The organism is Enterobacter sp. 3U4 (assembly GCF_057224565.1).
In genome coordinates this window covers 1,828,026-1,841,974 of the sequence record NZ_CP136665.1, presented here as the reverse complement: position 1 = coordinate 1,841,974, position 13,949 = coordinate 1,828,026, and the positions used below count along the sequence as shown (strand labels likewise).

The following is a 13,949-nucleotide window of genomic DNA, read 5'->3' as shown; positions in this document are numbered from 1 at the left end:
ATAAAGAGGGTAATCATCCCCTCGCTGGATATATTCATTAAAAATTAACGGTTAAATATTACCAGGATATTTTCTCTACGTGATATTTGTCTATGTATGATGACTAAAATACTTACTGTGAGCCGATATTTCTCATTTGTCTGTCATCACATCGGTGGTCATCGCAGAAAACGACTTGGGTACATCGGGTAATTGGAAGCACTATAAAACTACTGATAACGTTAGAGTTAAGAGTACTGAACATTCGTGTCTTCAGAGTGTAATGTGCTTTTAAATAACTGACTAAACCAGGTTTACGTCGCCTCTATTGCACCCAGCCGTTACGTGCGCAGCGACGATTGGCAGACTGGTCTCAGAGGAGTTATGCGACGGCCAGAGCGATGAAATCCCGCAATGCTACCGGCCATCCCGCTTTAGCGTGTTAAAGGGCTGAGACGAGGTTTCTGATCTTTTCAGCCTTTTCAAAATGGTCCAGCTTCATCTCCATAATCCACCAGTGCGCCACTTCCATAAGCAGTTCCGGATCGTCATTTTTATTAGCAAAAAAAGCATAAAACGAAAGCCCAACATCGCTTCCCTTAGAGACAATTTTTGCATCACAGATCCTGATGATTTTTTTTCCTTCACTCCTTGCCGCACGTCATATCCTTTACTTTCTTCATGTTCGGGCTAAAAAAAGCCGCAAGCAGATGTCTGCTTGCGGCTTCCGGATCGGTGATGATTTTCTGACAATCAGGCCGCTTTCACAGCCCTGATTTTTTTCGCGTCAGCCGCGTCGGATTCAGTTTGATCCGCTGCAGCTGGAGCGTTGAGGTCCGGAAGCTTGCTGGTACGCAGAATATGCTGCACGGTCTCTTTCTGCTCGGCGAGATACAGGCCAAGATTTTCAGCCTGCGTTTCATCCATCTGCATTCCGCTTTGCAACAGCCAGTCGGTGAACGCGTCTGCCATATCGAGCAGCTTGTCGTGAGCGTCAGCCTCTTTCTTACTGGCAAATGTCATTTTCTCTTCACCTTTTCTTACGACAACAAATTTTGTTTCAACAGCCATTTTGCACACCTCATACTGTAATTATATACAGTATAGCAGCTCCGGGCTTATGTTTCAGCTAAAAATTGCACACATTTTTAGCGGGCAGGGGGGACATTCGAAAAGCGTGCGCTGATCGCATCACGTTCATAGCCCTGCGGCTGCGTCAGTATCTGGTATAAATCAGGGCGGCGACCGTGGATCCAGCGGCGTCCGGTGCTCATAGCAAGCAGGCTTAAATCGAGTTCAGCGCTCACCATCGCATCTTCAGCCGCCCAGGTTTCGTTCACGATCCTGCCATAGGGGTCGAGGATCATGGCATTGCCTGTACGAACTTCGTCATCATCGGCACCGACACCGTTGCTAAAGAGAAGAAATAACCCGTTGTCATGGGCGCGGGCAGGCAGCCAGCGCATGAGCCATCCCCGACCGCTTGGCCCTTTGAATGCAGCCGTAATTTCTTCCTTGCGCGTTTCCCGCTCCTCCCAGAGCGCCAGCGGAACAGGCTTCATCCCGTGAGGGCTGCGGGAATCGGTACCGCCTGTTTGATGCGGCGCGAGAAGAATATCGGCACCCAGTAGCGCCGTCGCGCGCACATTTTCGACCAGATTATTGTCCCAGCAAATCAGGATACCGACCTTCACGCCCCACGGCGTATCAAAAACGGTAAAGCTGTCCCCGCTGCTGATGGCCGGATGTTCAAAAGCATGGAGTTTACGATGCGTATGCATTGAGCCGTCCGGCATACAGGCAACATACGCATTGTAGAGTCGGCCGTCGTCGGCGCGTTCAATAAGACCGGCGCCAATAAGCATTTGATGTTTTATCGCCAGGGAACGAATGAGCGTCAGGGAAGGGCTGTCTGCAATCGACTCTGCCAGCGCAGACACCTCCGCTGCGGTGAGCTTAGGGACATGCCAGTAGCCGGTGATGCACATTTCAGGGAAAGTGAGAATGTTCACCTGCTCAAGCGCTGCCTGTTCAATAAATTTCTCCATTATCAGCAGGTTGTAGTGTTTGTTATTCGCCTGATGCTGAAACTGTACGGTTGCCGCCTTTAAGGATGTCAGTGCGTTCATGTTGCGTCTCCGGTTGTCATCGAGACTGAATTACATAACGATTGCCGATAACTGTATAATCAAATCATTTCCGAATTCGATAACCATCTGGAATGCAAAAATGAACACCAGGCTGCTAAAGGCGTTTTTGATACTGGCTGAAAAGGGTAATTATGCCGATGCGGCGCGGGCGCTATTTATCTCACAGCCGGCATTGACCAAACAGATTAATCTCCTCGAATCCCTGGTGAATATGTCGCTTTTTTCACGAGGTCGTCACGGCGCAATACTGACGGCCAGCGGCAGGCGTTTGCTGCCAGAGGCTGAGAAAGTGGTCAGGCAGACCCGGCAATTTATGCAGCACGCTGAGCGGGTATCGAAAGGTGTGGAGGGGAATATCGCCGTCGGGTTCGGACTTTCAAGCTTTTATCTGGCGCCACGCTGTATCGCTGACTTTCGTCGGGACTATCCGGAAGTAGAAATGTCATTGACGGATCTGCCTTCCTTCCAGCAGTACGAGCGATTGCAAAATGATGAGCTGCAGGTCGGTTTTGTCAGGGTTCCGCCCCCCGTGGCGCTTGAATACCTGCCGTTATTTACCGATCGGCTGGTCCTGGTTGCGCCCGCCGCGTCGCCAGCAATGTCTGCTGCAGAGTGGCTCACGAAACGCCCTCTGCTGCGGCTGTATGATGAGCGAGGGCGGGGTTTAAACGCGCAGATTGACCGCTTTCTGCATGACAACGGTCTTTTCGTCTCATCGACTCAGCTGACTGACGATATCCAAACTATCGTCGCGATGGTGGTTGCGGGTATCGGTGTGGCCATTCTGCCCACCAGCGTGACGCATATCGCGCCGCCGGAGCTAGTGATGATTCCACTAACGGGGGAGTCAATCAGCTGGAAGGTGGGCATCGCCTGGGACGCAAGCAGGGAGGATGTCATCCGTGACAACTTCATTGCTAGCGTAACTGCTGCGTTTCCGGGCCAGCCATGCTCCGCCGCCATGCCCCAGGCGCCTGACCATACTGACGCTTAAAGCTGCGGTTGAAGGACTGCTGTGAGTCAAAGCCCAGCGCGATCGCCACGTTCAGAATCGGTTCGTCGCTGCGGGATAACCGCTCAACCGATTTTTGCAGCTTTTGCGCGCGAATATACCCGGCGAGGGGATAGCCCGTATGCTCTTTGAACAGGCGCTGGAGGTGCCATTTCGAGTAGCCGGAACGCCTGGCGACGGTCTCAATGTCCAGGCGGCTGTCCAGGTTGTTGTCTATCCAGTCGAGTAAATCATGCATAAATGCGCCAGTGTTCATCTGGTTACCCCCACGCAGCGAATTAAAAAGTATCTTTTTCTGTTGCATTAAAAGGTGGCGCGTTTTTGTTGTAATTGCAAGTTTTATTGTTGCATTTAAATCCCTGAGCGAAACGGGTCTTTTCACATCCGCTCAAATAGCACATAAAGTGCAACAATTATTCTTGCACTTAGTTAAGCGCCTTCCTACAATCGCCGCGAATAGTGTATTCGCAACTGTTACAGTTTTGTGGCGATGAACGACACAAATGGCCTTAAGACAGCCCCCGGACAAAGGAAGTGGCGCGGTGCCTCCTGCTGCGTCTTGCCCGGTGGCGATAATTATCGGAATAAAAATAATGAGCCTGCAAAAAACCTGGGGTAATTCTCATCTGAGCGCGCTGGGGGCAATGTTGCTCTCCGTGCTGCTCGTCGGATGCGATAACAGCGTCGCGCAAAATGCCGCGCCGCCTGCGCCCGCCGTGAGTGCCGCTGACGTGGTGGTGAAATCGATTAGCCAGTGGGATAGCTTTAACGGCCGGATTGAAGCGGTGGAGAGCGTTCAGCTACGCCCGCGCGTGTCCGGCTACATTGATAAGGTGAATTACACCGACGGCCAAGAAGTGAAGAAGGGCGAGGTGCTGTTCACCATTGATGACCGTACCTATCGCGCCGCGCTGGAACAGGCGCAGGCGAACCTGGCGAGAGCCAAAACGCAGGCCAGCCTGGCGCAAAGTGAGGCTAACCGTACCGATAAGCTGGTCAATACCAACGTTGTCTCCCGTGAAGAGTGGGAGCAGCGTCGCTCGGCTGCCGTTCAGGCGCAGGCCGATATTCGCGCCGCGCAGGCGGCAGTGGACGCCGCGCAGCTCAACCTGGACTTCACCAAAGTCACCGCGCCTATCGATGGTCGCGCCAGCCGGGCGCTGATCACCAGCGGGAACCTGGTGACTGCGGGCGACACCGCCAGCGTCCTCACCACGCTGGTCTCCCAGAAGACGGTTTACGTCTACTTTGACGTAGACGAGTCAACCTACCTTCACTATCAAAACCTGGCCCGCAGCGGGCAGGGAGCGTCCAGCAATCACACGGCGCTGCCGGTTGAGATTGGCCTGACGGGCGAGGAGGGCTATCCCCACCAGGGCAAAGTGGACTTCCTGGATAACCAGCTCACGCCAAGTACCGGGACAATCCGCATGCGCGCGCTGCTGGATAATTCACAGCGTCAGTTCACGCCGGGACTGTTTGCCCGCGTACGCCTGCCGGGCAGCGCGGAGTTCAAAGCCACGCTTGTCGACGACAAGGCGGTGCTGACCGATCAGGATCGTAAATACGTCTATATCGTGGATAAAGAGGGGAAAGCGCAGCGTCGCGACATTACGCCGGGTCGTCTGGCAGACGGTTTACGCATCGTGCGGCAGGGGCTGAACCCTGGCGACAAAGTCATCGTCGAGGGTTTGCAGAAAGTGTTTATGCCGGGTATGCCGGTTAACGCCAAAACCGTTGCCATGACCGCCACCAGCGCCCTCAACTGATCCCTTGACCTGAGAATCCAACCCATGGACTTTTCCCGCTTTTTCATCGACAGGCCGATCTTTGCTGCCGTCCTGTCGATTCTGATTTTTATCACAGGGTTAATCGCCATCCCGCTGCTGCCGGTGAGCGAATACCCTGACGTCGTGCCGCCAAGCGTGCAGGTGCGCGCGGAGTACCCGGGCGCTAACCCGAAAGTGATTGCCGAGACCGTGGCGACGCCGCTGGAAGAGGCGATCAACGGCGTCGAGAACATGATGTACATGAAATCCGTCGCGGGTTCGGACGGCGTGCTGGTGACTACCGTGACCTTCCGTCCGGGGACTGACCCCGATCAGGCGCAGGTTCAGGTGCAGAACCGCGTCGCGCAGGCCGAGGCGCGTCTGCCGGAGGACGTGCGGCGTCTGGGCATTACCACCCAGAAGCAGTCGCCCACGCTGACGCTGGTGGTGCATCTGTTTTCGCCAAACGGTAAGTATGATTCCCTGTATATGCGTAACTACGCCACGCTGAAGGTGAAGGATGAGCTTGCGCGCCTGCCCGGCGTCGGCCAGATCCAGATTTTCGGCTCCGGCGAGTACGCGATGCGCGTCTGGCTGGACCCAAATAAAGTGGCGGCACGCGGGCTGACCGCCTCGGACGTGGTCACGGCGATGCAGGAGCAAAACGTACAGGTTTCCGCCGGGCAGCTTGGCGCCGAGCCGCTGCCGAAAGAGAGCGATTTCCTGATCTCCATTAACGCCCAGGGGCGCCTGCATACCGAAGAAGAGTTCGGCAATATTGTCCTGAAAACGACGCAGGACGGTACGGTCGTCCGCCTGCGCGACGTGGCGCGTATCGAAATGGGGTCCGGCAGCTATGCGCTGCGTTCCCAGCTGAACAATAAAGACGCGGTCGGGATTGGTATCTTCCAGTCTCCTGGGGCGAACGCCATCGACCTGTCTAACGCGGTGCGCGCGAAAATGGACGAACTGTCCACGCGCTTCCCGGCGGACATGAAGTGGGCGGCACCTTACGATCCGACCGTTTTCGTGCGCGACTCCATCCGTGCGGTGGTGCAAACGCTGCTGGAAGCCGTGGTGCTGGTCGTGCTGGTGGTCATTCTGTTCCTGCAAACCTGGCGCGCGTCGATCATTCCGCTGATCGCGGTGCCGGTGTCGGTGGTGGGTACCTTCAGCATTCTCTACCTGCTGGGCTTCTCGCTGAATACCCTCAGCCTGTTCGGGCTGGTGCTGGCCATCGGTATCGTGGTGGACGACGCCATCGTGGTGGTGGAGAACGTCGAGCGAAATATCGAAGAGGGGCTTGCGCCGCTTGCCGCAGCGCACCAGGCGATGCGTGAAGTGTCCGGGCCGATTATCGCGATTGCGCTGGTGCTGTGCGCGGTGTTTGTGCCGATGGCGTTTCTCTCGGGCGTTACCGGGCAGTTCTACAAGCAGTTTGCGGTGACGATCGCGATCTCTACGGTGATTTCAGCGATTAACTCGCTGACGCTTTCTCCGGCGCTGGCGGCACTGCTGTTAAAACCGCACGGCGCACCGAAAGATTTTCCGACCCGGCTTATCGATCGTCTGTTCGGCTGGATTTTCCGTCCGTTTAACCGCTTTTTCCACCGCAGCTCGAACGGCTATCAGGGGCTGGTGGGCAAAACGCTCGGCAGACGCGGGGCGGTATTCGTCGTTTATCTGCTGCTGCTCTGTGCCGCAAGCGTCATGTTTAAAGCGGTGCCCGGCGGTTTTATTCCGACGCAGGATAAGCTGTACCTGATCGGTGGCGTGAAAATGCCGGAAGGCTCTTCGCTGGCCCGCACCGATGCGGTGATCCGCAAAATGAGCGAAATCGGGATGAATACCGAAGGCGTGGACTATGCGGTCGCGTTTCCGGGGCTGAACGCGCTGCAGTTCACCAATACGCCGAACACCGGGACGGTGTTCTTCGGCCTGAAGCCGTTCGACCAGCGTAAACATACTGCGGCGGAAATTAACGCGGAGATCAACGCGAAAATCGCGCAAATTCAGGAAGGCTTTGGCTTCTCCATTTTGCCGCCGCCGATTTTAGGACTGGGTCAGGGGTCGGGCTATTCCCTGTACATCCAGGATCGCGGTGGTCTGGGCTATGGCGCGCTGCAGAATGCGGTGAACACCATGTCCGGTGCGATTATGCAGACGCCGGGGATGCATTTCCCGATCTCAACCTACCAGGCTAACGTGCCGCAGCTGGACGTGCAGGTTGACCGCGATAAGGCGAAAGCGCAGGGTGTATCGCTGACCGATCTTTTCGGGACGCTGCAAACCTATCTGGGCTCGTCGTACGTCAATGACTTCAACCAGTTCGGGCGTACCTGGCGCGTGATGGCGCAGGCCGACGGGCAGTTCCGCGACAGCGTGGAAGACATTGCGAATCTGCGCACCCGCAACAGCCAGGGCGAAATGGTGCCGATTGGCAGCATGGTGAAAATCACGACCACCTACGGGCCGGATCCGGTGATCCGCTACAACGGTTACCCGGCGGCGGACCTGATTGGAGATGCCGACCCGCGCGTGCTCTCATCATCACAGGCGATGACGCAGCTGGACGCGATGTCTAAGCAGATCCTGCCGAACGGCATGAACATTGAATGGACGGACCTGAGCTTCCAGCAGGCCACCCAGGGCAATACGGCGCTGATCGTCTTCCCGGTCGCGGTGCTGCTGGCGTTCCTGGTCCTGGCGGCGCTGTATGAAAGCTGGACGCTGCCGCTGGCGGTGATCCTCATCGTGCCGATGACCATGCTCTCCGCGCTGTTTGGCGTCTGGCTGACCGGAGGCGATAACAACGTCTTCGTGCAGGTGGGGCTGGTGGTGCTGATGGGGCTGGCCTGTAAAAACGCCATTCTTATCGTGGAGTTTGCCCGCGAGCTGGAAATTCAGGGTAAGGGCATCATGGAGGCCGCGCTGGAGGCGTGCCGCCTGCGTTTACGCCCGATTGTGATGACCTCCATCGCCTTTATTGCCGGGACCATTCCGCTGATCCTCGGCCACGGTGCGGGCGCAGAAGTACGTGGCGTCACAGGGATCACGGTGTTCTCCGGTATGCTGGGGGTGACGCTGTTTGGTCTGTTCCTGACGCCGGTGTTCTACGTGACGTTGCGTAAGTTCGTCACGCGTGGGAAGAAAGAGGAAAGGGACGTTCTGCCCGCGTAGGGACGTTGCCGATAATAAAAAACCGCTTTCACTTTGAAGGCGGTTTTTTTTCGCATCAGTTAAACGTTACGACGTTTTTTGATACTGGGCGATGAGGTCGGGGAGCGGATCCCAGCCGCTGCTGTCGGCGTTTTTTACTGCTTCCAGGGCGCTTGCCACGGTATGGCGGGCCAGTACCGCTAACGACGCCTGCTCGGCTTCTTCGGAAATTGATTTAAAGTACCAGCACGCGTTAGCGCTGACCACGCAGCGGGCCGGTACGTCAGGGCGCGACGCCCACAGCTTTTTATCTTCGATGACCGAAAGGTAGATGTCGCGCAGGGTGATCTCTTCCGGCGGGCGACCAAGGTGAATTGAGCCGTTACGGCCAAGCGTTGAGACGATAATGCCGTCACGCGTCAGCGGAACCATCAATTTGCGGATGAAGCTCGGGTTCGCTTCCAGGCCGTAGGCCAGAATCGCACTCGTTGAACGTTCACCCAATTGCTCCGCCATCGCTACGCTGAGAACCATCTGCAAAGCTGTCGGGAAGCGGTAATCTAACATTTCTCTGTCCTGGGTTGCGGTGAATCTTGTTCTTTTTGGCACCGCAGAGGTGAATAAGCAATAAACAACAATATAACAAATACGGTAATTATTTTGAAGCAATCTGCGGCATTTGCGATCAAACCCCCTGTTCTGCTTTAGCTAAACGTGCGGTTCGGGAAGTCAACCGTCACAAGGAGGCCACCTTCTGCAGAGGCACTCAGATTTACGCTGCTGTTGTGTTGCTGCGCCACCGCTTTGACGATGGCAAGCCCCAGCCCGCTGCCGCTTTGCATCTGATTAGGATCGCGGAAAAAGCGGTCGAACACGCGCTCCTGCAGCTCGACCGGAATACCCGGGCCCGCATCGGAAACGCGCAGCTGAACGACGCGATCGCCTGCACGCACGTCGACCTGAATCTGCCCGCCCTCGGGGCTGTACTTCACGGCGTTCTCAATGAGATTATCAATCAGCGACACCAGGCGTTCCCTGACGCCGGAGATCCACACTTCATCCTCGGCAAAGAATTCCAGCTCGATCCTGCGCGCAGACGCTAAGGGCTCCAGCTCGGCCATGCGCTCCTGGATGAGCGTCGTCAGCGGCACGGGCTCCATGGCCGTATCAATACGCGCTTCGCTGTGCATCATCAGCAGCAGCTGATTGACGAGACGCGCGGCGCGGCTGTTGCTGCGGATCACGCCGGCAAGCAGCTCCTGCTGGCTCTCGCTGATGACCCAGGACTGCAGCGCTTCCACGTTGATGCGCATCGCCGCGAGGGGCGTACGCAGCTCGTGCGCGGCATCCGCGATGAAAACCCGCTCCCTTTCCGCGCTTTCACGCACCCTGGCAAGGAAGTCATTGATCGCGTCCACCATCTGGCGAAGCTCTCTGTGCTTCGGTACGGCTCTTAACGGGGAGAGATCGTCCGGCGTGCGTAAGGTAATCTCATTGACCACCTTATTCCAGGGACGCATCGCAATGCGTATTGACAGCCACGCGGGAAACAGTAGGAAAGGGAAGCAAACCAGCAGCGGCAGGATGTAGTACCCGCGCGAGTTCAGGTAGATAAAGAAGTTCCAGCCGCTGGCTGGGGTGAAAAGGGTAACCTCCACGTCGGAGTGCGGGGATTTAAGGGTGCGGCTGGTCCAGGTACGATCTCCACTCTGCACGTGCTCAAGTTCGCCGAACCGGGTGTTTGTTATCCCAGCGGGCGCACGGTCTGAGGCAAATATAACGGTACTATTTTTGCGTACGATGAGGTTAATCGACAGCACGGGATCTTCCCCTCCGCCGTAACCTTCACGCAGCGCCTTGCTGAAGGCCTCCAGCGCGGCGGTACGATCCTGCGGACGTCCGTCCAGACGCTCAGCCAGGGTAAAAACGGTTTCGTACGTTTTACTGCCCGTGAGGATAGGAGGGCTACGCAGGTCCTCCCACAGAATGAAGGTTAAAAAAAGACACCACAGCAGGGTAAGCAGCAGCATCTGGGCGATGATAATTCGCCGTACCAGCGTCGGGCGCCTCAGGTGATACCAGACGTTTTGCATTAACCGGTCACCTTTTGTATTGAGACGGTATCAATAACGTACCCGACGCCCCGGACCGTTCGCACATAGCCGTCGCCGATTTTTCGCCGTAAATTTCCCATATGCACGTCGAGCGCGTTGCTGAGGTTCTCTTTGTTGCCGAATATCCTTTCTTCCAGAAACCGCCGGGTCAGCACGCGGTCCGCGCGCAGCATCAACGTCTCCAGCAGCGCGTATTCACTGGCCGTTAAATCGATATGGCGCGCGCTCACCGTCACGCGACGCGTCGGTATATGAAGAGAGAGCCCGCGAATTTCTATCGCCTCATTCTCAAAACCGTAGCTGCGCCGGGCAAGGGCTCGCACTCGCGCCAGCAGCTCGGCGAGAATAAAGGGTTTGACGAGATAGTCGTCCGCGCCGGCATCCAGCCCGCACAGGCGATCCTGCAATGTCCCTCGCGCCGTCAGGATGATGACGGGGATCCCCTTGAGCTGCTGACGCAAACGCGTCATCAGGCTCATGCCATCGCCGTCGGGTAACCCCAGGTCGAGCAAAATAAGTTCCGGCACGCAGACGTCAAGCTGATGCAGCGCATCCTCTTTACGGCGAACCCATATGACGTCAAACCCTTGATCTGAGAGGGCGATACGTACGCCATTGCCGAGATCCAGGTCGTCTTCGATAAGTAGAATTTTCACATTGGTAACGGTATCAACCGGGAATGAAGAATAACTTAAGAAAAAAACGGTAGCAGGAAATCTGTCCGGATGACAGCACCTGCCCGCGCTTCACTCTTTCTTCATTTTCGGCTCATAAGAACCTTAGGGTCAGTATTCAAAATGGGCGTTCCGGCGGTTAACCGCATGCATCGTCATCATTTGAATCCAAAAGGGCTTCTTTAATGAGAAACATCGAACTGCGTCATACGTTCCCCCATTTACTCTCGGGCCGCAGCCTGAAAAACATCGTGCCGGGCGTCGTTCTGGCGTTACTGGCCACGCCTGTTCTGGCTGCAGAACAGAGCCAGGGTAACGTCTTAACCCTGGGGGGCGGCGTGGACGTTGGGCCGCGCTACTCGGGTTCAGAGAAAACCCGCGTTTCAGCGGCTCAGGTAGTGGATTATTCCATGGCAAATGGCTTCTTCATCGGCACCACGCGCGGGATCGGTTACGGCAACAACATCGGTAACCTGGATTACAGCGCCGCGCTGAGCTATCGAGTTGGCCGTAAAGATAAAGACGTTAGCAGCGATTCGATCGCCTCCGGCAGCGACGAGCTGCGCGGGATGGGCGAGATAAAAGGCTCGGCAATCGTTGTACCCGGGCTGGAGTACAAGGTGACCGACTGGCTTCACCTGCAGCTGCAGGCAGAGGTACCGGTTTCTGAGAGAGACAACGGTGAAGCCGTGCATTTCGGCATTTCCAGCCCGTTCTATACCTCACCAAAAAATGAGGTGAGTCTGGCGCTGACCGGCAGTTGGGGATCCAGCAAGTACATGCAGACCTACTACGGGGTCAGTGCCGCTCAGTCGAGCGCGTCGGGATTTGCCCGACATGACGCCGGGGCCGGAATTTATGCCTGGTCGATGAACCTTGACTGGACCCATAAGCTCACCTCGCGCTGGAGCGTACTTGCCTCTGCGGGCGTGACGCAGCTGACGGGGGATGCAGGCGACAGCCCGATTGTGCAACGCAAAACGTCGCCTGCGGGGAGTTTGAAGGTGACGTATAGTTTTTAAATTGCGGTGTTGAGAGTGCAATAACGGTGATTTTAGCCCCTCCGGTTAAGATGGCGGGGCGGTTCCCATTGCTGACAGCAACAATCTTGGAACGTCTTAAAACCTGATGCTTTGATTAGGCCGCACTGCACCCGCAGTTGAAGGATTTATCTAAAGCTCCATTGGGCAGTGATGACAAACACGGAGGGAATGATAATACCCACATCCATTCCAAAATAAGACGTAAAATTATACTGGAATCCATGATATATGTAGGGAGAAAATCCTATCCCTGTTACTTTTTTAAAATCATGGTATGAACCATGGTCTCCACAATCATCGAAAGTATCAAAGAAAAATTCGCCAACATATCCATAGATTCCCTTAAAAACCCAACCGTTATTCCATCCAGCCCAATCTCTTCTTACGCCGGCAGCCAGACATCTGTCATTAAAGCTGTTTTTCATTGTGCCTAGCACTACGCTATATTGCGACGTGTCCGAGAATTTCCTCTCCACGGATATAAACTTGTTTTCAAAGTTCTCCGTGTATTGTCCGTGATTATGTGTCAGATGATAAACGTATGAGCCAGTGTTTATTGAATACAGATTTATTTCATCTGCAGAGCAATGCAATGTAACCAAATAAAAACTTCCGCACCACAGCCATGCGTGGGATTTTTTCAGGGCTGTCTGCTTATGTGGAATATTATCCATATACGCTCACTTTGGCTAACATACTGATGTTATAAGGGGTTATTTTCGGCCTTCAGCTGTACAAATTTTAGCATACATACGGAAACTTGAGATACTCACGTCACGGGTTGGGGGCTGAGACCGCCTTACAGACATGTTCAGCGAACCATTTTGCCCACACTCTTACAGTGCTCAAAATCTGCTCTTTTATGGTCACGAAATTCATAGCCTCCAGGTATAATGTCCGCTCAGATAAACGGTTAAGAGGATGTGATAAGATGCTGGCATATATCACCATAGGTACAAATGACCTTCAGCGCTCCGTGGCGTTTTATGACGCTGTTTTTAAAGTGCTTGGCTATTCACGTGTGCCTGCCTGGACAGAAGACTGGGCAATGTGGGGAGATGAAAATAACCCGGAGGAGGGTTTCAGCTTCTGTATTTGTCCTCCTTTTGACGGGCATCCCGCAGCGGCGGGAAACGGGACAATGTTCGCATTCCGTGCAGATAGCGCGGATCGTGTCAGACGGTTCCATGCGGCAGGCCTCCTTGCGGGAGGGAAGAATGAAGGCGCGCCGGGTACACGAACCGCGTACGGCCCCGATTTTTATGTTGCCTATCTGCGCGATCCTGATGGGAATAAGCTGGCATGTGTTTGTCAGAATTATTCTCCTGAAGCAGATAAGTATTCAAAGGAACATAAGCAAAGTTTCTGATTATAATAGTTTTCCATCTCGATAAAAATATCAACCAAATCAGGGTATTCGTGTGGTTTGCAGATGGTGATGTTTACGCATGTCTCCTTAAGCAAGTTGTACCATTTTAAAATTAACACAAAAGCAATAAAGCTTTATCAATAAATATATCTACCGCAAATTGTGAAAATAACGCAGTTGTTCCATAGTTGCTGAAGCAGTATTGAGCGAGGAGCGGACGCTATACTTTTATACTCTCTGATCTGTCCGACGTATGTATCATAGATTCATGGGCTTATTAGTCTGAGCGGAGATTGCATATGCTTATTTATAACGTTTTTGGACGTCATATTGGCGTTCAGCGTAAGAACGATCGGTGGCTGGTATTTCGCGTTGACCTGACCGAGAGAAAGTTTTCTCGACTCTATGACATCTCTATTCCTGACGATATGAGAGAAGTCGAGATTGCCAGCTGGCTTGGTGACATATTCCATGAAGCCGCAACCGAGCGTCATCCAAATGTGGAACGCATCGAATAAGGGTGTAACGGACAGCACGACATTGAGTCCGCTCCCGGTACCAGGCACACTGCAGCGTCCGGCCAGGCCAGCTCAGGCTATGGGGTAGTTTATGAACTATGTTTAATACCAGTCAGAATACGACGAGGGCTGTAGTTCTATTAGGTACTGAGAGGCGGCGGC

General features: G+C 54.6%; 14 protein-coding genes. 6 read left to right on the top strand and 8 right to left on the bottom strand.

Annotated elements, in window-relative coordinates:
* Positions 1 to 421: 421 nt before the first annotated feature.
* From RVY89_RS08640 to RVY89_RS08630, 3 genes are all read right to left on the bottom strand, one after another.
* The gene (locus RVY89_RS08640) at positions 422 to 613 is read right to left on the bottom strand and encodes a DUF6500 family protein (RefSeq protein ID WP_484827918.1); all 192 of its coding nucleotides are present in this window, start codon (positions 611 to 613) and stop codon (positions 422 to 424) included.
* Between the two features lie 119 nt (positions 614 to 732).
* On the bottom strand, positions 733 to 1,050 hold the full coding sequence (locus RVY89_RS08635; RefSeq protein ID WP_484827544.1) for a YebG family protein: 318 nt from the start codon (positions 1,048 to 1,050) through the stop codon (positions 733 to 735).
* 77 nt (positions 1,051 to 1,127) lie between these two features.
* On the bottom strand, positions 1,128 to 2,108 hold the full coding sequence (locus tag RVY89_RS08630) for a nitrilase family protein (RefSeq protein ID WP_484827543.1): 981 nt from the start codon (positions 2,106 to 2,108) through the stop codon (positions 1,128 to 1,130).
* Positions 2,109 to 2,208: 100 nt separating this feature from the next.
* Between RVY89_RS08630 and RVY89_RS08625 the strand changes: the two genes are divergently transcribed.
* Entirely contained in the window at positions 2,209 to 3,123 is a 915-nt protein-coding gene (locus RVY89_RS08625; RefSeq protein WP_484827542.1) for a LysR family transcriptional regulator, read from the top strand.
* Here RVY89_RS08625 and RVY89_RS08620 read toward each other — a convergent pair.
* A complete protein-coding gene (locus tag RVY89_RS08620) occupies positions 3,047 to 3,397 on the bottom strand; it encodes a helix-turn-helix domain-containing protein (RefSeq protein ID WP_484827541.1) in 351 nt (116 codons plus the stop codon). The two genes, RVY89_RS08625 and RVY89_RS08620, sit on opposite strands and share 77 nt — an antisense overlap.
* 337 nt (positions 3,398 to 3,734) lie before the next feature.
* On the opposite strand from RVY89_RS08620, the gene oqxA reads away from it, so the two are divergent.
* Together oqxA and oqxB are read left to right on the top strand one after the other, a co-directional pair.
* Positions 3,735 to 4,910: a multidrug efflux RND transporter periplasmic adaptor subunit OqxA gene (oqxA, locus tag RVY89_RS08615; RefSeq protein WP_484827540.1), complete on the top strand. Its 1,176-nt coding sequence runs from the start codon at positions 3,735 to 3,737 to the stop codon at positions 4,908 to 4,910.
* A 24-nt stretch (positions 4,911 to 4,934) separates the two neighbouring features.
* Positions 4,935 to 8,090 (top strand): multidrug efflux RND transporter permease subunit OqxB, encoded by a 3,156-nt coding sequence (oqxB, locus tag RVY89_RS08610; RefSeq protein WP_484827539.1) that lies wholly within the window; start codon positions 4,935 to 4,937, stop codon positions 8,088 to 8,090.
* A 66-nt stretch (positions 8,091 to 8,156) separates the two neighbouring features.
* Here oqxB and oqxR read toward each other — a convergent pair whose 3' ends face one another.
* The 3 genes from oqxR to RVY89_RS08595 all read right to left on the bottom strand — a co-directional run bounded on the left by oqxR (position 8,157) and on the right by RVY89_RS08595 (position 10,839).
* Positions 8,157 to 8,636: an efflux pump transcriptional repressor OqxR gene (gene oqxR, locus RVY89_RS08605; protein ID WP_025760257.1), complete on the bottom strand. Its 480-nt coding sequence runs from the start codon at positions 8,634 to 8,636 to the stop codon at positions 8,157 to 8,159.
* Between the two features lie 137 nt (positions 8,637 to 8,773).
* Positions 8,774 to 10,162, bottom strand: a complete 1,389-nt coding sequence (locus RVY89_RS08600) for a sensor histidine kinase (protein WP_484827538.1) — start codon at positions 10,160 to 10,162, stop codon at positions 8,774 to 8,776.
* Positions 10,162 to 10,839, bottom strand: coding sequence for a response regulator (locus tag RVY89_RS08595; RefSeq protein ID WP_262777507.1), 678 nt, complete (start codon positions 10,837 to 10,839; stop codon positions 10,162 to 10,164). The genes RVY89_RS08600 and RVY89_RS08595 overlap by 1 nt, the downstream gene beginning before the upstream one ends.
* Before the next feature lie 203 nt (positions 10,840 to 11,042).
* Between RVY89_RS08595 and RVY89_RS08590 the strand changes: the two genes are divergently transcribed.
* A complete protein-coding gene (locus RVY89_RS08590; protein WP_484827537.1) occupies positions 11,043 to 11,879 on the top strand; it encodes a MipA/OmpV family protein in 837 nt (278 codons plus the stop codon).
* Positions 11,880 to 12,025: 146 nt separating this feature from the next.
* Here RVY89_RS08590 and RVY89_RS08585 read toward each other — a convergent pair whose 3' ends face one another.
* Entirely contained in the window at positions 12,026 to 12,574 is a 549-nt protein-coding gene (locus RVY89_RS08585) for a hypothetical protein (protein WP_484827536.1), read from the bottom strand.
* Positions 12,575 to 12,831: 257 nt separating this feature from the next.
* On the opposite strand from RVY89_RS08585, the gene RVY89_RS08580 reads away from it, so the two are divergent.
* Together RVY89_RS08580 and RVY89_RS08575 are read left to right on the top strand one after the other, a co-directional pair.
* Positions 12,832 to 13,269, top strand: a complete 438-nt coding sequence (locus tag RVY89_RS08580) for a VOC family protein (RefSeq protein WP_484827535.1) — start codon at positions 12,832 to 12,834, stop codon at positions 13,267 to 13,269.
* Positions 13,270 to 13,568: 299 nt separating this feature from the next.
* Positions 13,569 to 13,787: a DUF7661 family protein gene (locus RVY89_RS08575; protein WP_484827534.1), complete on the top strand. Its 219-nt coding sequence runs from the start codon at positions 13,569 to 13,571 to the stop codon at positions 13,785 to 13,787.
* Positions 13,788 to 13,949 lie beyond the last annotated feature (162 nt).